Below are 21,249 nucleotides of genomic sequence, written 5' to 3' on the forward strand. Positions count from 1 at the left end.
CGTCGTCCCTTTCACTTCGTTCGAGGCAGGGTGCCTGAGCGATGGCCTGGGTTCCGAGGCAGAGCGTCCGGTTCTACCGCGTGCTGGTGCACATCGGCCTGCTGCTGCGGTGGATCTTTCGGATGCGCGTTCTGGTCAGCGGCGAATCACATCTGCCTTCCGCGCACGCAGGCACGGGGGTGTCACGAACGCCTGTGCCCGGAGAGGGAGCGGTGTTCGCTATCACCCACTTCGGTTACCTCGACTTTGCGTTTGCCGAGCTTGTGCTGTGGAAGCACACCCGCGCGCAGTTGAAGTTCCTGATTACCAAGGCTGCGGCGTCGCACTGGTTCGCAGGGCCGGCCATCTCCGCCTGCGGGCATGTAATCGTCGACCGCAGCGCAGGCGCGTCGGCATACGAGGGTGCGCTCGAAAAACTTCGTGCCGGCGAGTACATCGCCATCCTTCCCGAAGCCGGTGTGAGCCGTAGCTTCACGGTGCGCGAGCTCAAGACGGGCGCGGTACGCCTTGCCGCCGAAGCCGATGTGCCGCTCATTCCCGTGTCGGTCTGGGGAGCTCACCGGCTGATGACCCGGGGCCACGGATTCTCACTCCGCCGCGCCTGGCGTGCACCGATCCGCGTTCACATCAGCGAACCGATCAGGCATACCCGGGACGCAAACATAGCCCTCGAAACGCAGCAGTTGCGGGCGGCGCTGCAGGACGGCATTGACCGCGGGATCGCCGACTTTCCGCTCGTGCCGCCGCCGGGCGCTTGGTGGCAGCCCGCCCATCTCGGTGGAGGTGCACTGACCGAGGCCGAGCGCGCTGCAGCGGATGCGCGGGACGCCGCGGCCGGTCGCTACCGCCGCGGGTGACCCTGGCGAGCGTGACCCGGCCGCGCTCGGCCTGAGCCGGATGGCCTGCGATTTGGTCAGTCGCTGACAACCCGCGTTTCCGACACGACCCGGGCGGCACCGGTAGCAAGCAGCGGATCCAGCACGTCAACCAGCGCCGTCATGGAGTCATCAACCTCCACCTGGACCGGGTACTGGTACACCAGCATCGCCAGCAGCGACGCGACGGCAGCGCTCTGCTCGCTGGGCCGCAGCCCGGTGTCGCAGCCGATGAGCACGTCAGCCGGCGCGTCCGTTCGGCTCTGTGTGTAGCTCAGCGCGAATGCCGCAATTGCACCACCGGCGCTCTTGGGCTTGTCCCGCAGGACCACAGCACCACCGGCTCCTGCCGTATCAGCGAGCAGGAACTGCTGCGCCTGGCCCAGCGTCATATCAGCCGGGTCCCACGCGTGCACCGCGTTGTACCAGTCGGTCACTGCCCTGGTGAGTTCAACTGAACCGGTGGCAGCCTCCTCAAGCTGGGGGCCGTCGTCGTCGTCGAAGTTCGGTACCGCGAGCGCTCCGGGTGCTACCTCGATGATCCGCGAGCGCTGGATCTCCCGGAAGCCTGCCGCCGCTGCGAAGGCAGCGCCGTCAGATCCGGGGACCACCTTTGCCCGCAGCGTGGAAACGCCCGACGGCGACGAGCCTGCTTCGTGGCGGAGCATTCCCAGGAGCGTGGCGGCAATCCCTGTTCCCCGATGAGCCTGGCTGACCTCAACGTAGGCCCAGAGCCGCTGATCATGAAGCTTCGGCTCGAAGACGTAAGCGGCAGCGACCGGCACGGCCACACCGTCCATTGCATCTTCTGCCACAATGCAGCGCAGCCACGGGGAATCCGACGACCGCCGGAACAGTGCCCGGGACTGCTCCGCCTGCGGATTCGGCGGGCCTCCCCACACCTGCAGCAGTTCGAGGTCGTCGCCGTCACGCCAGGGGCGGTACTGGATTGCCACTTAGGCGCCTACCAACCGCTGCGCCAGGTAGCCCTCGACCTTGTCGAGGGAAACGCGTTCCTGGGCCATGGTGTCGCGTTCACGGATAGTGACGGCCTGGTCTTCGAGCGTGTCGAAGTCCACGGTGATGCAGAACGGGGTACCGATTTCATCCTGGCGGCGGTAACGACGGCCGATGGCACCGGCGTCGTCGAAGTCGATGTTCCAGCTCTTCCGCAGCTGGGCTCCCAGATCCTTGGCCTTGGGCGAGAGGTCCTCGTTGCGGCTGAGCGGGAGAACGGCGGCCTTCACCGGAGCAAGACGCGGATCGAGCTTGAGGACGGTGCGCTTGTCCACGCCGCCCTTCGCGTTGGGCGCCTCATCTTCTGCGTAGGAGTCCACGAGGAACGCCATGAAGGAGCGGGTCAGCCCGGCGGCAGGCTCGATGACGTAGGGGGTGTACCGCTCGTTGGTGGCCTGGTTGAAGTAGCTCAGCTCTGTGCCGGAGTGCTTCGAGTGCGTGGAGAGATCGAAGTCGGTGCGGTTGGCGACGCCCTCAAGCTCACCCCACTCGGAGCCCGAGAATCCGAAGCGGTACTCGATGTCCGTGGTGCCCTTGGAGTAGTGGCTCAGCTTTTCCTGCGGGTGAACGAAGAGGCGCAGGTTGTCCGGGTTGATGCCGAGACCGGTATACCAGTCGAACCGTTCCTTGATCCAGTACTCGTGCCACTCATCATCGGTGCCGGGCTCGACGAAGAACTCCATCTCCATCTGCTCGAACTCACGGGTGCGGAAGATGAAGTTTCCGGGCGTGATCTCATTGCGGAAGCTCTTGCCGATCTGGCCGATGCCGAACGGTGGCTTCTTGCGGGACGTAGTGAGCACGTTGTTGAAGTTCACGAAGATGCCCTGCGCGGTTTCGGGCCGTAGATAGTGCATGCCCTCTTCACTGGCAACAGGGCCGAGGAAGGTTTTCAGCAGACCGGAGAACTCCTGGGGTTCCGTCCACTGGCCGCGGGTGCCGCAGTTGGCGCAGGCGATGTCCGCCAGGCCGTTCTCCGCGGGCCTGCCCTTCTTCTCCTCATACTCTTCCTCGAGGTGGTCAGCCCGGTAGCGCTTGTGGCAGGAGAGGCACTCCACCAGGGGGTCGGAGAACACTTCGACATGGCCGGATGCTTCCCATACCTGGCGGGGAAGGATAACCGAGGAGTCCAGACCGACGACGTCCTCGCGCCCACGGACCATTGACTGCCACCACTGGCGCTTGATGTTTTCCTTCAGCTCGGCGCCAAGGGGTCCGTAGTCCCAGGCGGAGCGGGAACCGCCGTAGATTTCACCGGCCTGGAAGACGAAGCCGCGCCGCTTGGCGAGGGAAATGATTGGGTCCAGGGCTGAAACCTGCTTGGCCACGATGAATGCCATCCTCTACATGTTTGGACAGGCCGCTGGGTGCGGTCGTCGTTGTGCCGTGCGGAACGGCCCAGCAGCCGGAATTCAACGCGAACTGCCGTGCCGGACCGGGCGGGCGAAGCTACTACCTTAGCCTACCGAAACACGCCTGCCTGCTCGCTGGCGCTAAGGTCGTTCCTGTTGGTCCGGCGCGGGAACCGCCCGGGATTCACCGTTCAAGGAGGAACAGCATGGCAGGGAATGTGGTTGTGGGAGTCGATGGCAGCGAAACCGCTTATAAGGCGGCATCACGGGCAGCGACGCTCGCGCAGGGACTGGGAACCGAACTGGTCGTTATGAGCGCGCACATCACCGGCAACACGGAGATCGTCAAGATCGGCAGCGAAACCTGGGTGCTGGATGATGCCGAGCGTGCGCTGGAGATGGCAGAGCAAGTGGCAACCAAACTGCGAGGTGAGCACCCGGGGGTGGAAATTCGCCCTGCTGCCGGCCGCGGGAAGCCCCAGGACGTCCTGATGGAAGAGGCCGAGCGCTCGGGCGCCCAATTGCTCGTGGTAGGCAATGTGGGCATCAAGGGTCTAGGGCGAGTGCTGGGGAGCGTCGCCTGGAGCGTTGTTCACAACGCTCCGTGCGACGTCCTCGTAGTGAAAACCGCTTCCTGACTACCGTCGGTTCAGGATGCTGCGGATCATTCCGCCGACTCCACCGGAACCGGGGCGGTTGGCGCCGCTACGTCCCGTCCGCATCCCGCCGGTCCGCGGTGTGCCTCGGGTTGTTCCGGCGCTGCCTCCGCCTGCGAATCGGCCGGCGGCGCTCCTGATGATGTTGCTTAGGCCCATGGAAATCTCCTTTGCCTCACATAGTTCCCCGCTTCGGGAGTTCCGACCCTACGCGCCTTGGGTGCGGTTTTCTACCGGTGATGAGGGCGGCTTCCCACCGGTGATCTACCGGCGGGTAGGGAGCCCTTGACGCGGCGGGACAACTGTCCATAGATTGAGCGCACCCCTGTGCCGTGATCAGCGTCACAGGGGTTCGAGTGTCTGCAACCGTAGACACGCCTTTGCGACAGAAGGAACAACGGTGATCCCAAACGCTCTACCTAAGCGCGCCCATTTTGGGCGAGCATCGCTTGCATTTGCCGGTGGACTCGCGCTCGTTGCCTCGGGAGGGCTCGCGGCAACTGCCGGGCCAACCCACGAGAACAGCAACAACAACACCTCTGAAAAGCTCCGCGCCGCCGTCTCGGTTGACCGGGTGGTCGGTCATCTTGATGCGCTGGACGCGATCGCCGATGCAAACGACGGCACCCGGGCATCCGGAACCCCGGGATATGACGGCTCCGTGGCCTATGTGGTCGGGAAGCTCCAGGCTGCTGGGTACTCCCCCGTTGTGCAGGAATTCATGTTCCCGTACTTCCAGCAGCTGAGCCCTTCGGTCCTCACCCAGACCAGCCCGGAGTCACAGGTTTACGCAGCGGAATCCTTCGCGACCATGACTTATTCCGGGGCAGGAGAAGCGGTGGGCGCTATCACCCCCGTCGACACCACCGGTACCGCCGGCGCCAACACCAGCGGGTGTGAAGCCACCGACTTCGATGGATTCGCAGCCGGATCAATTGCGCTGATACAGCGTGGCAGTTGTTCGTTCGCGCAGAAGGCCAGCAACGCAGAAGCAGCCGGGGCCACCGCCGTCGTCATTTTCAATACCGGATCAGAAGGCAGCACCGGCCCGATCAACGGCACCCTCGGGGCGCCGGGAATCGAAATTCCGGTCCTGGGAGCAAGCTTCGACGTGGGCGTCAGCCTGATCGGCGAGAACGTCACGGGCACAGTGACGGTGGACACCGTCTCCGAGAACCGCGCGACTTACAACGTGCTTGCGGAAACCGCAACCGGCGACGCCGACAATGTGGTGATGGTCGGCGCTCACCTCGACAGCGTGGTGGCCGGTGCCGGCATCAATGACAACGGCACGGGTAGCGCCGCAATCCTTGCGGTCGCGGAATCGATGCAGAAGGTCAAGACTGCAAACAAGGTCCGCTTTGCCTGGTGGGGTGCAGAGGAACAGGGACTCCTCGGCGCGGAGCACTATGTCGCAGACCTCGCGGAAACGGGAGAGCTGGACAGGGTTGGGCTGTACCTGAACTTCGACATGATCGGCTCCGCCAACTTTGGCCGCTTCGTGTACGACGGTGACAACTCGGCCTTCCCTGTCGGTCCCGGCGCTGCTGAGGGTCCTGCGGGATCCGGTCAGATCGAGCAGGATTTCCACGACTACTTCGCAGCTGAGGGACTGGCCTCAGGTGAAACAGCGTTCAGCGGCCGTAGCGATTACGGACCATTCATTGCAGAGGGCATTCCCGCAGGCGGACTGTTCACCGGCGCCGAGGGAATCAAGACCGAAGAGCAGGCAGTGCTCTTCGGTGGCGTTGCGGGCGCACCCTACGATGCCTGCTACCACGCAGAATGTGATGACCTGAGCAACGTCAGCGTTGAGTCACTCGACCAGATGAGCGACGCGATTGCTCATCTGACCCTCACCTACGCCATGAACACGACCGCGGTGAACGGCGTTGGAGACAACGTGAAGGGTAACTTCAAGCAAAAAGGCGGCTTCGAAGGTAACCCGCTGGGCGGCGGCACCGAAAGCGGCGGCGGGCTCCACCCGGAGCATGACCACGATTCCGAACTGGCCGACCGGTAGTATCCCGGGCTAGCCAAAGGCGGGTCGGGACCACTTCTTTCAGGTGGTACCGACCCGCCTTTTCGTTGCCTGCGATCTTTTCCTGGATTCAGCGTCGCAGCAGGCGCCGGTTCCAGGGCAGCGTGGTCAGGATGATGGCCCCCAGTGCGAGGATCGGCCCCGCCACGGTGGCGAAAACGACGACGGTCCCCGGCGTTGGAAGCACAAGGTCCAGTGCCAGCGAACCCAGCAGCTGGCCCGCGATCATTCCGAGGCCGGTGAGCAGCACACCCAGGGATCGCACCAGGAGTGCGCCGATACCGATGAAGATGCATCCCATCGGCCCGCCCAGGTAATACCACCACTCTGCCGGCAGCGGTTCAGGAGGGCCGGTGAGCACCAGTTTCACTAGCCAGGCGGCGAGGAGCACGACCGATCCGGCAATGAAGTTCATCAGGGTGGCGGTAATGGGTGTGCCGTACTGCACGGCGGCGGTTCCGTTCATGGCTTGTTGGAAGCTCACCAGGATGCCTGCTGCGATGGGAAGCAGGAGCGGGAGGATGAGTGCCGCCGTCGTACCTGTGCCGCCGAGGCGGGGTGAGACGGCCCAGATAACTGCCGCGACCGTCAGCGTCACGCCGATTACCCGTATGATGGTGATTGTGCGCCGCCCGCCGGGTCCGATCCCGAGCCTGTCCACGGCGAGTCCGCTCAGCGTCTGGCCCATGACGGCGGCGACCGTGAAGAGCGCGACTCCAAGGACCGAGATGGTGAGCGCCTGCGAGAAAACAAACAACGCGCCGATGGTCCCTGCGGCCAGGTAGATGCGGGGAAACCGCCGCTGCCGCACGGCAGGGATCAGCTGGCCGAGGCCCGCCCGTCCGCGCGGAAGCAGCAACGAGATCAGGATCATCAGCACCAAACCGGTACCGAAACTGATGAGCGCGGCTGCAAGTCCGTCGTCGAGCGTTTGCCCCAGTGCTCCGTTGATCCTGCTTTGAAGCGGAATAGCTACGCCGGAGGCTATTGCCAGCGGGAGGCCGATGACGGCGGGAAGGTGGGGGGCTCGAGACACCCGTTAAACCCTAGGGCACTGGCCTGTTCCGGCCGGTCACTTCCGGCGGGCAGAATGTAACCATGAGCATAAACGATGAGACCGGCGCCGCCACTGAAGTGCCTATCCGTGACTCGATGATCCGGCTGGGCCAGTTGGTCAAGCTGGCCAATCTTGCCGAGGATGGGGTGGAGGCCAAGGAACTCATCGAGAACGGCCTGGTGAAAGTCAACGGTGAGATCGAGGATCGCCGGGGACGCCAGATTCATCCCGGTGATTCCGTGACGGTGAACGGCGTTACCGTGACAGTGGTGCAGGGGTAACGCAGGCGGCACGTGCCCCTGGCGATAGCGGTCCTGCCAATTGACAGCGGTTAACCTCTATCATCCGGCGCAGTTGATATCGCGGGCTTCGGCTTCGCACACCGCGACGAGATAGTCCGATATTGGCGTCCAGACCCGAAGATCCCACGTGGCCAGGCGCAAGGAGACGGAGAAGCCGGCGCCGGCTGCGTCAGTGAAAAACTGGTCGAAGGTGTAGCCGCGCCCGGCGCCGAACCCGACGATCAAGCGTCCACCGCGCGCCAGGTGGCGATGCAGGCGTACAAGAACCTGCGGCGCCGTGCCCGGAGCAAGGAAGGCGAGGACGTTTCCTGCGCAGACAATCACGTCAAAGGACTCCGCCACTCCGCGGGCCGGCAAGTCCAGCTCTGTCAGGTCTCCCACCAGCCACACAGGCCCTGGGTGGGCTGCCCTCGCCGCTTCGACCAACTGAGCGTCCGCGTCAACTCCCACCACGGAATGGCCACGCAGCGCCAGTTCCCCGCCAACCCGGCCCTGCCCGCACCCGGCATCGAGAATACGCGCAGGTCGGGGAGCCATTGCGTCGACGCACCGGGCTTCCCCGTGTAAGTCCGCACCCTCGGAAATCAGCTGTTCAAAACGCTGGATGTAGGCGGCTGACCTGTCGGGGTCCGCGCGTTTTCCTGCGTCCCAGAGCGTTTCTTTCTTCACACCCGGGAGTCTAACCCGCCACCGTAACGGCGTTACCGTGACAGTGGTGTCCGGCTGACGCCGGGCACCACCATCTGCAGGAATTCCCGCACATGTCCCAGTTCCTGTGCGTTGATGCTGTGGTACATGCCCGCGTAGAGCACCTTGGTCAGCTTGGTGTGGCGGTTCAGCCAGCCATGGGTGAACTCGATTCGATCGGCGGGAATGACCGGGTCTTCCTGATCCCTGCCCCAGAAGAACGGCACCGGCTTGGCAACAAGCGCGCTGTCGTTGAAGAACGTGCTGCCGTCGGTCGGCACAACAAACCCTGAAAGCCCGACGACGGCCGCGTAGTCGGCGGGCCGGGCACGCATCATGGAGCTTGCCACTGCCATGCCCATCGAGAAGCCGAGCAGGGTGACGCTCGAGTGCGAATGCTTGATGGAGTCGACCCAGTCAATGACATCCTGGACGGCGGCGGTGACCTTGTCGACCGAATAGGCGGCGTCCTGCATCAGCGGGAACCAGGTGAAACCTGCTCCCAGGGCGACCGGCGCACGTACGGATGCCACGGTGAACTCGTCCGGCAGGAAGTCGAGAATACCCATGAGGTCTTCCTCGTTGGCCATGTGCCCGTGCAGCAGTACCAGGAGCGGCGAGCCGGAACGCTCGTCTTCGGGCTTCGACCAGACGACAGTCGGTGCGGTCGAGGCCGTGCCAGTCTGGGGCGCGGCCTCGGACCCGGAGGCGGAAGAGGGCGCAGCAGAACCGTCAGTCGAGGAGAAATTCGTCATAGCTCCATAGTGGCATGTTGAAGCGCGCCCGCGGCATGCTGAGGCAGGCTGCGTCTCAGCCCGCGCGCAACCGTAGCGCTGAGGCGCTCTCCTGGACACCGCCGTCGTCGGTGTTGCTATAGAACGCTGCTGCCAGCGCGGGCTCAAGCTGCGCAATCTCAGTGAGGAAGGCATCGTGGCCGATGGGAGATTCAATGGTGTGGACGGCAACGCTCCCGGGCAATGCGGACGCCAGTTCAACGGACTGGCGAGGCCAGTAGAGGCGATCCGAATCCACAGCCGCGACGAAGAACTCTGCCGTGGCAGCTGCAAGGGCAGTGCTGAGGCTGCCCCGGTCGCGGGCAACGTCGTGGCTCATGAGCGCTTCAGTGAGGATGACGTAGCTGTTGGCGTCGAACCGGCGGACCAACTTTTCCGCCTGATGGTCCAGGTAGCTCTCCACCTGGTAGCGGCCCCGCCCACCCGGCACCGACGACCCAAGAGGCTCTTCCATACCCTGCGCTGCCCGACCGAACCGATGCACGAGTTCCGCCTCCGAGCGGTAGGTGATGTGCGCGATCCGCCGGGCGAGCCCCAACCCATCCTCAGGACCGGCGCTTCCGTAGTAGTCGCCGCCGTTGAACCGCGGGTCGAGGCGAATGGCCTGCACCTGGGTCTGCGCAAAGGCGATCTGCTCCGCCGTGCTCGCCGCTCCGCACGCGATGACGGCGCACCGTTGCACCCGCCCGGGATAGGTGACAGCCCACTCAAGCGCCCTCGCACCTCCCATTGACCCGCCCAGCACGGAGTGCCAGGAGGAGATGCCCAGCAGGTCTGCGAGCAGCGCCTCGGCACGCACGGAATCGCGGATGGTGACGAAGGGGAAACGCGAACCCCACGGCCTGCCCTTCGGATCAAGCGACGCCGGCCCCGTGGATCCGTAACAGCCGCCCAGCATATTGATGGACACCACGAAGTAGCGGTCCGTGTCGATGGTTCTGCCCGGACCCACCAACCCGTCCCACCAGCCATCCTCGGAGGACTCGCCCCGCGCTACGTGTGAGCTGCCGGTGAGTGCGTGCTCGATCAGCACCGCATTGGAGGCATCGGCATTGAGCGTGCCCCAGGTCTCGTAGGCGAGGACGACGTCCGGCAAATGGCCGCCGGTTTCCAGCGCCAACGGGCCAATCCGGAACCGTTGCACGACGACGCCGTCAACCAGCTCCGCTTCCTGCTGCGGAACCGCTGTGGTGATGCCTGTCAAAACCCTGCCGCCTCACTGAATCGCGCTTGCTCCTGCACTGCATGCAGGGCCTGGTCTTCACCCGGGGCACCCCGCCGCGAGGGAGGGTTGCCGGACAGCAAGCCGGGGCTGATGGCGGGTGGAACCTGCCGCACTGTCACTCGTTACCTCGTATTAGGAAACCCGACCAGCGCGCGTGAGGGCAACTTGTGTGACTCGCCGTGAAATGAAGCCGGCTCGCGTAGTGGCCGTGAAAGGCGGGCGTGCGGCAGACCATGCTTGAGTGGGGCCGTTCGGCGTCTATGGGAAAACGGTCGGCCCCACCCAAGGGGGACACCCAGTGGGCGTCCCTGGCAGGAAACTCCGGCGGTCTCGGAACCGGGCTCCCTGTCTGAAGTAACTATCCGGCTCTGACCTTGGGTTTTGCTTGGAACATTGTCCTCCACGATGTGACTTAGGTAACCCTTAGTCGAGGCCTCCATCACAAAGTGCCAAAATGGGGCCATGCGCCTGGATCATGTGTCTTATGCCTGCGAACCTGACGGACTGATTGCTACTGCGGAACGGATTTCCGACGCCCTCGGAGTTGAATTCGTCAAGGGTGGAATTCACCCGCGGTTTGGCACCCGCAACATGATTTTTCCGTTGGTCAACGGCCAGTACCTTGAGGTCGTCGAGGTCCTTGACCACCCGGCCTCGGACAAGGCTCCATTTGGCCAGGCGGTGCGGGCACGGTCCGAGGCCGGCGGCGGCTGGATGGGCTGGTGCGTCGCCGTTGATGACCTCGCCCCGTTCGAGGAACGCCTTGGCCGCAGCGCCGTCCCCGGTAACCGCAAATTCCCGGACGGGCAGGAACTGACCTGGCAGCAGATCGGCATCAAGGGCCTCATCGCTGACCCTCAGGTCCCCTACATGATCCGCTGGGATGAAGGCACGGAGTCCCTCCACCCATCCCAGGCGCGGTCCGCGTCCGTGCGCCTCAGTGCGCTCACCATCGCCGGGTCGGCAGAACGCGTCACAGAGTGGCTCGGAACGCCCGTCACCCACCCGCTGGACGACGTCGACGTCGAGTGGATCGCTCCCAACGGCACGCCCGGCATCATGTCGGTAGCGTTCGAAACTCCGAAGGGTGCGGTCCGGATCTAGTTGGTTCTTCCGGACGCTGGTTCCCCAGGCCGCGTGGCCGGGGGTTAGCTTCCGATGCCGATAGCCGGGCCGAAGAGCGCGAAGCCGACAAAGCCTGCAATGTCCAGCAGCGCATGCGCTATCACCAGGGGCATCACCCGCTTGGTGCGCGTGTAGGCGTAGCCGAAGATCAGCCCCATGATCACGTTCCCGATAAACGGGCCGATCCCCTGGTACAGGTGATAGCTCCCGCGCAGGAGCGCCGAAGTCACAATAATGACCGGGACTGACCAGCCCAGTTCCCGGAGCCGCTCAAAGAGGTAGCCCACCACAATGACCTCTTCGAGCACCGCGTGACGGATCGCCGAGAGCACCAGCACAGGCAGCGTCCACCAGTAGGTGTCGAGCGCCGTCGGGATGATCGCAGTGGTAAGCCCCAGTGCCCGGCCCGCGGCGTATACCCCGAGCGTTCCCACCCCGATCACCGCGGCCAGCCCCACTCCCAGACCGAAGTCGACCTTCGGCTTGCTGAAGGTGAAGCCAATCCGGCGGAAGGCCGACTTCCCCGGCTCGGTAAGCAGGAACAGCACAAGCACCACGGGAACCAGCGCGAAGAAGATTCCCAGCAGCTGGTAGGTGAGATCGAAGTACTGCCGGTTGTCCAGAACCGGATTGAGCCTGGTGGTCTGCGCAGCCAGCGGCGCACGGGTCAGCTTGTCGATCAACTCCACCACCGCGTAAACCCCGGCCTGGCCGAGGGACAGACCAAGGACAATCAGGATTTCCGCTTTGATCCTCTTCCGGTGGGCGGTCGGGGATAACGACGACGGCTGGCTGGTTTTGGCGGTTGGCATGCCTTCATGGTGCCGTACCCTTCGGTGCTTGCCAAAGCGTACAAAAACGGTTCCCCGGGAAGTTTTTCAACGGAGGCGCTGCCCGGCACGCCACACCGCATGGGTCAGCTGCATCCCCGGACGGTAAGCCAGGTGGGTTGCGGACGGTGCGTCCAGCAGTTGCAGGTCAGCGCGGTGTCCGACAGCGAGCGACCCCACGGCAAGCCGGCCGCCGTCGTCGGTTGTTTGTTCGCGGTGGAGGGCTAGCGCACCGCCATAGGTTGCCGCGCGGACGGCTTCGGCAACCGTCAGTCGCATCTGCAGCACGGCCGTGGCCACGCAGAACGCCATGGACGAGGTGTAGGACGTCCCCGGATTGCAGTTCGAGGCAAGCGCAATGGGTACTCCGGCATCCAGCAGCTGCCGGGCAGGTGCGAGGGGCTGGCGGGTGGACAGATCACACGCGGGCAGGCAGGTTGCCACCGTCCCGCGGCTATTCGGATCACCCTCCCAGCCGGACCAGGAGCCTGCGAGGGCGTCGATGTCCGACAGCGCCAAATGGTTCACGTGGTCGACGCTGGCCGCTGCCTCCTCCACAGCGAGCCGCACGCCCTCCCCCGGGCCGAGCTGGTTCCCGTGCACCCGAAGTCCCAGACCCGCGTCCCGACATGCGCGAAGCACTTCACGGCTCTGGTCCGGTGTGAACGCGCCCGTTTCGCAGAATACGTCAGCCCACTGCACGTAGGGCCGGACGGCGCTGAGCATGGGTCCGGTGACGGTCTGAACGTAGTCGTCCGCTTTCCACCCTTTCGGAACGAGGTGTGCTCCGAGGAACGTCACCTCGTCCGCTGTTGCAGCAGCGATCCGTGCGCTGCGGGCTTCTTCCTCGACGTTGAGCCCGTAGCCGGTCTTGGTTTCGAGGTAGGTGGTTCCGTTCGCTCCGGCTTCGGCAACCCGCTGGGCCACGCTCGAGCCGAGTTCCTCATCCGAGGCGCGCCGCGTTGCGTCCACCGTCACAGAGATCCCGCCCGCGGCATAGGACTGCCCGGCCATGCGTGCCTCGAATTCCGCGGTTCGATCGCCGGCGAACACCAGGTGGGTATGGCTGTCCACCCAGCCGGGCAGGCAGGCGCGGCCACCGGCGTCGTACCGGGAATCAGCGGCAGGAGCGTTTGCTGCCGGACCGAGCCAGGCGATCCGCTCATCCTCGAGCACGATCGCCGCGTCCTTGAGAACCCGCTGCTCGGCGTCCTGCGTCATGAGCTCGCCGATGCCGGTGATGATCGTTGTAGCGCCCGTCATGAGAGTGCCTTCCCCGTTGCGGCCTTCGTTGTTGGTGCTGCCTCGTCCATCCGCGTAATCGCCGCGGCGAGCAGCGTGCCCGGACACCCCAGCCGCACATGGCGCCCGTTCCGAGCCACCACTTCCCCACCGACGACGACGGCGGTGACATCCTGCGCTGTTGCCGTCAGCACGAGCTGGGCCGGGGAAGAGCCGGCCGTGCGTGCGGTTGCGGGATCAAGTGCGACCAGGTCGCAGACTTGGCCCGGTGCCAGGCCGGCTGCGGGCCGACCCTGTGCCCGCGCCCCGCCGCTGGCGGCCGCGCGCACCAGCTCGGCAGGTGAGAATCGCCCCCGCCCGCCGCTGGCCAGCCGTTCGCCGTGTTCCAGCGCCCGCATTTCAAGCCAGGGGTCGACGACGGCGTGCTGGTCCGTCCCCAGACTCACCACCGCGCCGGCATCCTGCAGAGCGCGTGCCGGACCGATGCCGTCGGCGAGATCCGCCTCCGTTGTGGGACACATGGCTACGGTGACTCGCGCCTGACCGAGGAGATTCATGTCCTGGGCGGTCAGGTGGGTCGCGTGAACCACCGTCAACCGTTCCGAGAGTAGATCATGCCTGGCCAGCAACCCGGTAGGTGTGGTTCCAGTCGCCTCGAGACAGTCACGGTTCTCGGCAGGCTGCTCGGAAAGGTGGATGTGCAGGGGTACGTCTGCGGGAAGGTGTTGTGCAATGTATGCAAGCGCAGGTTCATCGACGGCGCGCACGGAGTGCAGGGCAGCACCGACAGAGACCTGGGATGCGTCGAAGCTGCCCGTGATGGCGGTGTGCAGGGAGTGCCACCGGCTGAGCCAGGCGTCCGCGCCGCCGTCGGTGAAGCGTGCCTGTTCGGGCAGCACCGGTGCGCCGAAACCGGCAGAGAGGTAGCAGGTGTCCAGCAGTGTCAGCCTGATGCCGGCGGCGACCGCAGCGCGGGCAAGCGCCAGCTCCATGGCATGCGGGCCGTCGTCGTGCGTTGGTGCTGCGTGCGTTGGTGCTGCCTGCGTTGGTATTGCGTGCGTTGGCGCTGCGTTTTCTGGCGGCCCGGTACGCGGCTTGCCGTACTCGGTGCCGTCCGGCCCGTGGTGCACGTAGTGGAATTCAGCGACGCTGGTCCAGCCGGCCGTGACCATTTCGGTGTAGACGGCGGTCGCAAGTTCCTCGTACAGCTCGGGTGTGAGGGTACCGGCCGCCTGGTACATCGCGTTCCGCCACGTCCAGAACGTGCCCGTGCCGGCATGGGTTCGCCCGCGAAGCACCCGGTGAAAGGCATGAGAGTGTGCGTTTGCCGCAGCCGGGAAAACCACGCCGTTCAGCCGCAGGTCATCAGGTTCCGGTTCAGCACCGCGGCTTACGGTGCGGACAACGCCGTCGCAATCAACCTCGGCCCGCACGCCCGCCGCAATGTCCCCCGGCTCCAGCCAGGCCTGCTCGCACCAGAGTGATTTCACAGCAGCCGCTCCAGGGCGTCGGCGAGCGCAACGGCGCCATAGTCGGCGTCGTCGTTTTCGACATGTTCCTCCGGGGAATGGCTGATGCCGGTCGGATTCCGCACGTACAGCATGGCTGACGGTGCGTGGGCGGCGAGGATGCCTGCGTCGTGACCGGCGCCGGTAGGCAGGCCGGGAGCGCCCGGGATGGCGAGCTGCAGCTGCCGCTGGAGTTCTCCATCGAACGTGACGGTGCCGCTGACGGACTCCCGGGTCAGCGCGGCGGTGCACCCTTCGAACGCCGCAGCCTTTTGCGCCTGGCCGTGGATCGACTCCACCAGCGCAGCTGTGGTGGCGTCGTCGGGATGCCGGATGTCGATCCACAGCTCCACCCGGGAAGCGATCACGTTGGTACCGCCCGGGATCGGCTGCAGCCTGCCCACAGTGGCGCGGGCCTCGGGCGTGGTGGCCGCGGTCTTGCGGATGGCGAGGATGACCTGCGCTGCGGCCACCATGGGGTCCGCGCGGTCCTCCATCAGGGTGGTCCCGGCGTGGTTGCCCTGCCCGCTGATGGTCAGTTTCCAGCGGCCGTGGCCAATGATTGAGGTGCCGACGGCGATGGCGGAGTCGAGGTCGATAAGCCCGCGGCCCTGTTCGACGTGGAGTTCGACGAAGTCACCGATCCGGCGAAGCGCGTCCTCGTCCCTGCCCAGGTGTGCGGGGTCCAGCCCGTTGGCGCGTGCGGCCTCGGCAAACGTGACGCCGTCCGGATCCTTGAGATTCCGGGCCGTATCCGGGTCAATGGCACCGGTCAGCAGCCGCGAACCAAGGCACGCCACACCGAAGCGCGAGCCTTCCTCCTCGGGAAATACTGTGACGGCGAGCGCCCGCTGCGGCTGGACTCCGCGTTCCTTCAGGAGGTCCACTGCAGCAAGGGCAGCGGCGACGCCGAGCGGACCGTCAAATGCACCTCCCCCCGGCACCGAATCGAGGTGGCTCCCGGTGACGAGCGCGCCGTCCCGGGTGCCGCCGTTCCGGTCAGCGCCATCGACATCCCACCAGGCCCAGAGGATGCCGTTGCGGTCAGTTTCGACATCCAGTCCGCGCCGACGGGCCTCCTGCTCGAACCAGGACCGCAGGTCCAGTTCAGCCGGAGAGAACACAGGGCGGGAGTAGCCGCCGCGGACCGTATCCCGCCCCACATCCTCAATTGATTCCAGCAGGCTGCTTACGCTGTCCATCGGCTTCCCTTCCCGTTCTTCAGAGTTTCCCCGTTGCCCGGTCTGCACCCCTGTGCAGACTGATTGATCAGGCCTAGACTCACCAGCATCTCGCTAACCGATCAATCTGGAGGAGTTCATCGTGGCCGGACGTGTTGTACATTTCGAAATCCCTTTTGACGATGGCGATCGCGCCCGGGAGTTCTACCGCGAGGCATTCGGCTGGGACGTAGCCCAGATGCCCGAGTTCGACTACACCGCCGCCGGCACCGGGCCTGCCGGAGAACAGGGTCCCACTGAGCCTGGCTACATCAACGGCGGCATGTTCAAGCGCGACGGCGGCCCGCTCTCCGGTCCGATCATCACGATTGACGTCGAGAACATCGAGGAGTCGATTGCAAAGGTCGAAGCGCTCGGAGGGTCCGCCGTCGGCGAGAAATTGACCGTCGGTGACATGGGGTTCGCCGCCTATTTCCGCGATCCCGAGGGCAATGTGATGGGCCTTTGGCAGAACCCCTGACCTTCCGGGCACGGACCCCGGGTCAGCCCTCCATGGGCACACGGACTCCACGCTCCTGGGCCACCTCCCGGGCTCGCTCGTAGCCCGCGTCAACATGGCGGATGACGCCGGTTCCCGGGTCATTGGTCAGGAGACGTTCGAGCTTCTCTGCTGCCAGCGCCGTTCCATCCGCTACGGACACCTGCCCGGCGTGGATGGAACGGCCGATACCGACTCCGCCGCCGTGATGGATGGAGACCCAGGTGGCACCAGAGGCGGTATTGAGCAGGGCATTGAGCAACGGCCAGTCGGCGATCGCGTCGGAGCCGTCCGCCATGGCTTCGGTCTCCCGGTAGGGCGAGGCGACCGAACCCGAGTCGAGGTGGTCCCGGCCGATCACGATGGGCGCGGACACCTTGCCCTCGGCGACGAGCCGGTTGAAGAGCAGGCCCGCTTTCGCGCGGTCGCCGTAACCCAGCCAGCAGATCCGGGCAGGCAGTCCTTCGAACTCCACGAGCTCACCGGCCGCGTCCAACCAGCGGTGCAGGTGTTTGTTCTCCGGAAACAGTTCCTTGAGCGCGGCGTCGGTGACGGCGATGTCGGCGGGGTCACCGGATAGGGCAACCCAGCGGAACGGGCCGAGGCCCTCGCAGAAGAGCGGCCGAACGTAGGCCGGCACAAAGCCGGGGAATTCGAACGCCCGCCCGTAGCCGCCCTTGCGTGCCTCATCGCGGATGGAATTGCCGTAGTCGAAGACGGTGGCTCCGGCGTCCTGGAACCCAACCATTGCCTCGACATGACGGGCCATGGAGGTTTGGGCCTTCTTGGTGAACCCATCCGGGTCCCCTGAGGCTTCGCGCTCCCACTCGTCCATCCCGATGCCCTCGGGAAGGTAGCTCAGCGGGTCATGCGCGGAAGTCTGGTCGGTGACGATATCGATGGTGAACTCACCGTTCCGCCGGCGCTCCAGCAGCGCCGGCAGCACTTCGGCAGCATTCCCGACGACGCCGACAGACAACGCACGCTTCTCGCGTTTCGCTTCGAGGACCTGCTTCAGTCCGTCTTCAAGGTCAGCGGCAACGACGTCGAGGTAGCGCTTGGCGGCCCGCCGGCGCAGGCGGGTCTCGCTGACATCAAGAATCAGCACCGCGCCGCCGTTCAATGTGACGGCCAGCGGCTGGGCACCGCCCATCCCGCCGCACCCGGCGGTGAGCGTGAGCGTTCCCGCAAGAGTCCCGCCGAATTTGGCCGTAGCCACGGCGGCGAAGGTTTCATAGGTTCCCTGCAGGATCCCCTGGGTGCCGATGTAGATCCAGGACCCGGCGGTCATCTGCCCGTACATCATGAGCCCCTCGGCCTCCAACCGCCGGAACTCTGGCCAGTTGGCCCAGTCTCCCACCAGGTTGGAGTTTGCGAGGAGGACCCGCGGCGCCCAGGGATTGGTGCGGAAGACGCCCACGGGTTTGCCCGACTGCACCAGCAGGGTTTCGTCGTCCTCCAGGTCCTTCAACGTGGCCACGATGGCGTCGTATGACTCCCAGCTGCGTGCTGCCCGGCCGGTGCCGCCGTAGACAACGAGGTCTTCGGGCCGCTCGGCCACCTCGGGGTCGAGGTTGTTCATCAGCATCCGCAGGGGTGCTTCCGTCTGCCAACTTTTCGCCGTGAGTTTGGTGCCACGCGTTGCGCGGATGGTGCGCGACGGATCGTGCTGGGTGAAGGTCATGATTGTGCTCCTGACGTTGAGGGCTCGTTCGTGGGAGAGGTTTCAGTTTGCTGCGGGCCAGTGTCTGTTCGGGCGGTGAGAATACCCGTGGCTTCGCCGGCGACCTGGCGCCCGATCCGGCGCGCGCCGTCGTCGGTGATCCGGTAGGAGGGCACAACGACACTCAGCGCTGCCACCACGTGTCCGCCGGACAGCACGGGTGCGGCGATCGCGGTGACGTCGGGTTCGATGCCGTTGCTGACCACCACGTAGCCGTCTTCGGGAGTCTTGCCGCTCAGGACAGCACCGGCGGCGGAACCGTCCAGCGGAATGCTCCTGCCCACCCAGCTGGTGTGGCGGACCGAGTGGGTTCCTTCCCGGACGGACAGGTAGATCCCGTGGCCATCGTGGGAGGGCACATTGAGGTAGGCCGACTCCCCCGTTGAGTCGACCAACCGTTCCAGGGCGCTCTCTGCCAGCGACACCAACGATTCGTGCGAGAGCGCCTGCGCGCCGAGCTGGACCACGCGCATGCCGGGCCGGTAGCCGTCGTCGTCCCTGCGGACAAAACCGGTGCCCTCCAGGGTGCGCAGCAGCCGCAGCGCAGTCGAGGCCGAAAGTCCGGAATCACGGGCAGCATCGGCCAGGGTCACCGAACCACGGTCACAGACCGTGCCGAGCAGGAGCAGGGCCCGCTCAACGGTGCGGGTGGAGGTATCCGCCACGAGTTCTTCCTTGCGTTCGGTGGGAATATGTATTTCACTTATTGAAACGCTCATTTCATCTGTTGGCAAGAGCGGTCGATTGCGGGACGAGAAAAGGGACAGGTCATGCCAGAAGAGAACACCGTGACAATCGGTTTAGGAGCACTGGCGCCGGCGGAGGTTGTTGCCGTGGCCCGATACGGTGCGCGGGTGGAGCTCGGCGACGACTCGCTGTCTGCCATGCAGGACAGCCGCTCGGTGATTGATGCGCTCATCGATGACCCGACACCCCATTACGGCGTGTCCACCGGCTTCGGTGCCCTGGCCACCAAGCACATTCCCGTCCAGGAGCGCACGCACCTGCAGCGCAGCCTCATCCGCAGCCACGCGGCGTCGTCGGGCACGGAAGTTGACCGTGAGGTGGTGCGCGGGCTGATGCTCGGCCGGCTCTCCACCATGGCCACCGGCCGGACCGGCGTGCGGCCGGTCGTCGCGCAGACCTACGCGGACATGCTGAACGCAGGCATCACTCCCGTGATCGGCGAATACGGGTCGCTGGGCTGCTCCGGCGATCTTGCCCCGCTCTCCCACGTGGCGCTGGCCCTCATGGGCGAGGGCGAGGTAAGGAACGACGACGGCGCGCTGCTGCCTGCCGCTGATGCGCTCGCTGCCGCCGGTATCGCTCCGGTGGAACTGCGCGAGAAGGAGGGGCTCGCACTCATCAACGGCACCGACGGCATGCTCGGCATGCTGGTGCTCGCCTCCGCGGATCTCCACCGGCTGCTGCGCACCGCAGACCTTGCCGCGGCGATGAGCGTGGAGGGCCTGCTTGGCACCGAGAGCGTGTTCGCCGAGGACCTGCACCAGCTTCGGCCGCATCCGGGCCAGGTTGTCTCCGCGGCAAACATCCGTCGCGTGCTTTCCGGGTCACGCCTCATCGGCGAACACGCCTCTGATGAGCGCAAGGCACACCGGTTCACGCGGGTCCAGGACGCCTACTCGCTGCGCTGCGCGCCGCAGGTTCACGGGGCCGCGCGGGCAACGCTGGCACACGCCGAGTCCGTCGCGGCGATCGAGCTTGGCTCCGCCATTGACAATCCGGTGGTGACCGTTGACGGCCGCGTTGAGTCGAACGGCAACTTCCACGGCGCGCCGATCGGCTATGCGTTGGACTTCCTCGCGATCGCCGTTGCGGACCTCGCGTCCATGAGCGAACGCCGGACCGACCGGTTCCTGGACAAGAGCCGAAGCCACGGCCTCAATCCGTTCCTCGCGCATGATCCAGGTGTTGACTCCGGGCACATGATCGCCCAGTACACCCAGGCCGGCATTGTGTCCGAGCTCAAGCGCCTGGCTGTTCCGGCCTCCGTCGATTCCATCCCGTCCTCCGCAATGCAGGAAGACCATGTGTCAATGGGCTGGTCCGCCGGTTTGAAGCTGCGGCGGGCGCTGGACGGACTGACGCGCGTGGTGGCGATCGAGCTGCTGACCGCGGCCCGCGCGCTGGACATGCGCGACGGCGGCATCAGCACCTCCTGCAGTTCGCCCGCCATCTCTGCGGCGCGGGCCGCGCTCCGGGAGGTGGTGGAGGGACCGGGGACGGACCGGTATCTCGCGCCTGAAATCGAGGCGGTGCGGAAGCTGGTGGAGGCTGGGTCGGTTCTTGCCGCCGTCGACCGCGTGTTGGGCGAGCCGCTCGCCTAGGTCGTCCCCATTACCCCATTACCCCATTACCCCATCGCACGCGCAGTAATGGCGCTTTGAGTAACTCAAAGCGCCATTATGTGACTCCACACGCAGGAGGGTTGGGGGCGGATCCCCTACCAGCGATGAGCCACATCGATGACCAGCCGGGATGAGGTACCCGGCCCGTCGAGTGAGAAGACCCGGAACGGAAGGCGGGCGCGAACGCCGAGGCCAAACGTGGTGCGGCTCTCGAAGCTGTCCACGTAGGCCACCTGGCGGAAGGTTGTGAAACCGGCAACATTGACCGCTTCGGACCTGACGGCCGGACGGTAGGTTGCGTTGCCCCGTCCGTCCTGGGCCGGTGCGTTGACGGTCACCTGGATGTCGGCCCCACCGCGCAGCGGCGTGGCCAGGCCGGAGGTCCCGACGACGGCGCTTACGTACCGGACGGTGTAGCCGGCACCTTTGCCCCGAACATCGATCACCAGCCGGTCAAAACAGGCATGGCGGCCGGCCCGTACGTTCACCACCGGGGCGCTGGTCTGGGCCGTGCTGGTCTTGGCCAGTGAGCCCCAGGTTATTCCGCAGTAGGGAGCAGCGGAGGCGGAAGACGGCACTACCAGCCCGAACCCGACAATGAGTAGCAGGCTCGCCAGCAGCGCACGGAGTGTGTGCATGATGCACCACCTTTCAAAGAAGTAGGTGGGATCATCGTAGGGCCGCGCTTCCAGGGAAGATCCGGTCTGTGAACCATCGGCGCCCAACC

General features: G+C 65.5%; 21 protein-coding genes and 1 riboswitch. Of the genes, 7 read left to right on the top strand and 14 right to left on the bottom strand.

Features of this window, described 5'->3' with window-relative positions:
* The first annotated feature begins 41 nt into the window (after nt 1-41).
* The gene (locus ASH00_RS11400; protein WP_056548579.1) at nt 42-857 is read left to right on the top strand and encodes a lysophospholipid acyltransferase family protein; all 816 of its coding nucleotides are present in this window, start codon (nt 42-44) and stop codon (nt 855-857) included.
* Nucleotides 858-913: 56 nt separating this feature from the next.
* Here ASH00_RS11400 and ASH00_RS11405 read toward each other — a convergent pair whose 3' ends face one another.
* Nucleotides 914-1,831, bottom strand: coding sequence for a hypothetical protein (locus tag ASH00_RS11405; RefSeq protein WP_056548581.1), 918 nt, complete (start codon nt 1,829-1,831; stop codon nt 914-916).
* Nucleotides 1,832-3,223, bottom strand: a complete 1,392-nt coding sequence (locus ASH00_RS11410; protein WP_056549224.1) for a glycine--tRNA ligase — start codon at nt 3,221-3,223, stop codon at nt 1,832-1,834.
* Nucleotides 3,224-3,450: 227 nt separating this feature from the next.
* Here ASH00_RS11410 and ASH00_RS11415 point away from each other — a divergent pair, with 227 nt between their 5' ends.
* Entirely contained in the window at nt 3,451-3,882 is a 432-nt protein-coding gene (locus ASH00_RS11415) for a universal stress protein (RefSeq protein WP_056548583.1), read from the top strand.
* Here the strand turns inward: ASH00_RS11415 and ASH00_RS16700 are convergent, their stop codons facing one another.
* Nucleotides 3,883-4,059, bottom strand: a complete 177-nt coding sequence (locus ASH00_RS16700; RefSeq protein ID WP_157359096.1) for a hypothetical protein — start codon at nt 4,057-4,059, stop codon at nt 3,883-3,885.
* A 241-nt stretch (nt 4,060-4,300) separates the two neighbouring features.
* Here ASH00_RS16700 and ASH00_RS11420 point away from each other — a divergent pair, with 241 nt between their 5' ends.
* A complete protein-coding gene (locus ASH00_RS11420) occupies nt 4,301-5,923 on the top strand; it encodes a M28 family peptidase (protein ID WP_082566075.1) in 1,623 nt (540 codons plus the stop codon).
* A gap of 88 nt (nt 5,924-6,011) precedes the next feature.
* Here ASH00_RS11420 and ASH00_RS11425 read toward each other — a convergent pair whose 3' ends face one another.
* Nucleotides 6,012-6,977, bottom strand: a complete 966-nt coding sequence (locus tag ASH00_RS11425; RefSeq protein WP_056548585.1) for a DMT family transporter — start codon at nt 6,975-6,977, stop codon at nt 6,012-6,014.
* A 62-nt stretch (nt 6,978-7,039) separates the two neighbouring features.
* Between ASH00_RS11425 and ASH00_RS11430 the strand changes: the two genes are divergently transcribed.
* Complete coding sequence (locus ASH00_RS11430; protein WP_056548587.1) at nt 7,040-7,279, top strand: RNA-binding S4 domain-containing protein; 240 nt, start codon at nt 7,040-7,042, stop codon at nt 7,277-7,279.
* A 60-nt stretch (nt 7,280-7,339) separates the two neighbouring features.
* Here the strand turns inward: ASH00_RS11430 and ASH00_RS11435 are convergent, their stop codons facing one another.
* Genes ASH00_RS11435 through metX form a run of 3 tightly spaced genes read right to left on the bottom strand, consistent with a single transcriptional unit; the run spans nt 7,340 to nt 9,985 of the window.
* On the bottom strand, nt 7,340-7,969 hold the full coding sequence (locus ASH00_RS11435; protein WP_056548589.1) for a class I SAM-dependent methyltransferase: 630 nt from the start codon (nt 7,967-7,969) through the stop codon (nt 7,340-7,342).
* A gap of 32 nt (nt 7,970-8,001) precedes the next feature.
* A complete protein-coding gene (locus tag ASH00_RS11440) occupies nt 8,002-8,742 on the bottom strand; it encodes an alpha/beta hydrolase (protein ID WP_082566076.1) in 741 nt (246 codons plus the stop codon).
* 55 nt (nt 8,743-8,797) lie between these two features.
* The gene (gene metX, locus ASH00_RS11445) at nt 8,798-9,985 is read right to left on the bottom strand and encodes a homoserine O-acetyltransferase MetX (RefSeq protein ID WP_056548591.1); all 1,188 of its coding nucleotides are present in this window, start codon (nt 9,983-9,985) and stop codon (nt 8,798-8,800) included.
* A 17-nt stretch (nt 9,986-10,002) separates the two neighbouring features.
* A riboswitch (SAM riboswitch) is annotated at nt 10,003-10,133 on the bottom strand.
* 335 nt (nt 10,134-10,468) lie between these two features.
* On the opposite strand from metX, the gene ASH00_RS11450 reads away from it, so the two are divergent.
* Nucleotides 10,469-11,110 (top strand): VOC family protein, encoded by a 642-nt coding sequence (locus tag ASH00_RS11450; protein WP_056548593.1) that lies wholly within the window; start codon nt 10,469-10,471, stop codon nt 11,108-11,110.
* A gap of 44 nt (nt 11,111-11,154) precedes the next feature.
* On the opposite strand, the gene ASH00_RS11455 is transcribed toward ASH00_RS11450, so the two are convergent.
* The 4 genes from ASH00_RS11455 to ASH00_RS11470 all read right to left on the bottom strand — a co-directional run bounded on the left by ASH00_RS11455 (nt 11,155) and on the right by ASH00_RS11470 (nt 15,913).
* Nucleotides 11,155-11,943, bottom strand: a complete 789-nt coding sequence (locus ASH00_RS11455; RefSeq protein WP_056548595.1) for a CPBP family intramembrane glutamic endopeptidase — start codon at nt 11,941-11,943, stop codon at nt 11,155-11,157.
* Between the two features lie 66 nt (nt 11,944-12,009).
* Nucleotides 12,010-13,224, bottom strand: coding sequence for an imidazolonepropionase (gene hutI, locus ASH00_RS11460; RefSeq protein ID WP_056548597.1), 1,215 nt, complete (start codon nt 13,222-13,224; stop codon nt 12,010-12,012).
* Nucleotides 13,221-14,693 (bottom strand): amidohydrolase family protein, encoded by a 1,473-nt coding sequence (locus ASH00_RS11465; RefSeq protein ID WP_056548598.1) that lies wholly within the window; start codon nt 14,691-14,693, stop codon nt 13,221-13,223. The genes hutI and ASH00_RS11465 overlap by 4 nt, the downstream gene beginning before the upstream one ends.
* Nucleotides 14,690-15,913, bottom strand: coding sequence for an allantoate amidohydrolase (locus tag ASH00_RS11470; protein ID WP_056548599.1), 1,224 nt, complete (start codon nt 15,911-15,913; stop codon nt 14,690-14,692). Before ASH00_RS11470 ends, ASH00_RS11465 begins: the two co-directional genes overlap by 4 nt.
* A gap of 121 nt (nt 15,914-16,034) precedes the next feature.
* On the opposite strand from ASH00_RS11470, the gene ASH00_RS11475 reads away from it, so the two are divergent.
* The gene (locus ASH00_RS11475; protein ID WP_056548600.1) at nt 16,035-16,412 is read left to right on the top strand and encodes a VOC family protein; all 378 of its coding nucleotides are present in this window, start codon (nt 16,035-16,037) and stop codon (nt 16,410-16,412) included.
* Between the two features lie 22 nt (nt 16,413-16,434).
* Here ASH00_RS11475 and hutU read toward each other — a convergent pair whose 3' ends face one another.
* Both hutU and ASH00_RS11485 read right to left on the bottom strand, forming a co-directional pair.
* The gene (gene hutU / locus ASH00_RS11480) at nt 16,435-18,114 is read right to left on the bottom strand and encodes a urocanate hydratase (protein WP_056548601.1); all 1,680 of its coding nucleotides are present in this window, start codon (nt 18,112-18,114) and stop codon (nt 16,435-16,437) included.
* A complete protein-coding gene (locus tag ASH00_RS11485; protein ID WP_235563274.1) occupies nt 18,111-18,872 on the bottom strand; it encodes an IclR family transcriptional regulator in 762 nt (253 codons plus the stop codon). The genes hutU and ASH00_RS11485 overlap by 4 nt, the downstream gene beginning before the upstream one ends.
* A 51-nt stretch (nt 18,873-18,923) precedes the next feature.
* On the opposite strand from ASH00_RS11485, the gene hutH reads away from it, so the two are divergent.
* Nucleotides 18,924-20,501 (top strand): histidine ammonia-lyase, encoded by a 1,578-nt coding sequence (gene hutH / locus ASH00_RS11490; protein WP_056548605.1) that lies wholly within the window; start codon nt 18,924-18,926, stop codon nt 20,499-20,501.
* Nucleotides 20,502-20,617: 116 nt separating this feature from the next.
* Here the strand turns inward: hutH and ASH00_RS11495 are convergent, their stop codons facing one another.
* Nucleotides 20,618-21,160 carry an AMIN-like domain-containing (lipo)protein gene (locus ASH00_RS11495; RefSeq protein ID WP_056549226.1) on the bottom strand — a complete coding sequence of 181 codons (543 nt, stop codon included), beginning with the start codon at nt 21,158-21,160 and terminating at the stop codon, nt 20,618-20,620.
* Nucleotides 21,161-21,249: the final 89 nt, after the last annotated feature.

Source organism: Arthrobacter sp. Soil782 (assembly GCF_001428435.1).
Classification (GTDB): domain Bacteria; phylum Actinomycetota; class Actinomycetes; order Actinomycetales; family Micrococcaceae; genus Arthrobacter_D; species Arthrobacter_D parietis.

Excerpts from the sequence above, each read along its gene's own strand:
- ASH00_RS11400 (WP_056548579.1), top strand. The coding sequence starts at position 42 with ATGGCCTGGGTTCCGAGGCAGAGCGTCCGGTTCTACCGCGTGCTGGTG.
- ASH00_RS11415 (WP_056548583.1), top strand. The coding sequence starts at position 3,451 with ATGGCAGGGAATGTGGTTGTGGGAGTCGATGGCAGCGAAACCGCTTAT.
- ASH00_RS16700 (WP_157359096.1), bottom strand. The coding sequence starts at position 4,059 with ATGGGCCTAAGCAACATCATCAGGAGCGCCGCCGGCCGATTCGCAGGC.
- ASH00_RS11430 (WP_056548587.1), top strand. The coding sequence starts at position 7,040 with ATGAGCATAAACGATGAGACCGGCGCCGCCACTGAAGTGCCTATCCGT.
- ASH00_RS11440 (WP_082566076.1), bottom strand. The coding sequence starts at position 8,742 with ATGACGAATTTCTCCTCGACTGACGGTTCTGCTGCGCCCTCTTCCGCC.
- ASH00_RS11450 (WP_056548593.1), top strand. The coding sequence starts at position 10,469 with ATGCGCCTGGATCATGTGTCTTATGCCTGCGAACCTGACGGACTGATT.
- ASH00_RS11455 (WP_056548595.1), bottom strand. The coding sequence starts at position 11,943 with ATGCCAACCGCCAAAACCAGCCAGCCGTCGTCGTTATCCCCGACCGCC.
- hutI (WP_056548597.1), bottom strand. The coding sequence starts at position 13,224 with ATGACGGGCGCTACAACGATCATCACCGGCATCGGCGAGCTCATGACG.
- ASH00_RS11470 (WP_056548599.1), bottom strand. The coding sequence starts at position 15,913 with ATGGACAGCGTAAGCAGCCTGCTGGAATCAATTGAGGATGTGGGGCGG.
- hutU (WP_056548601.1), bottom strand. The coding sequence starts at position 18,114 with ATGACCTTCACCCAGCACGATCCGTCGCGCACCATCCGCGCAACGCGT.
- ASH00_RS11485 (WP_235563274.1), bottom strand. The coding sequence starts at position 18,872 with ATGAGCGTTTCAATAAGTGAAATACATATTCCCACCGAACGCAAGGAA.
- hutH (WP_056548605.1), top strand. The coding sequence starts at position 18,924 with ATGCCAGAAGAGAACACCGTGACAATCGGTTTAGGAGCACTGGCGCCG.
- ASH00_RS11495 (WP_056549226.1), bottom strand. The coding sequence starts at position 21,160 with ATGCACACACTCCGTGCGCTGCTGGCGAGCCTGCTACTCATTGTCGGG.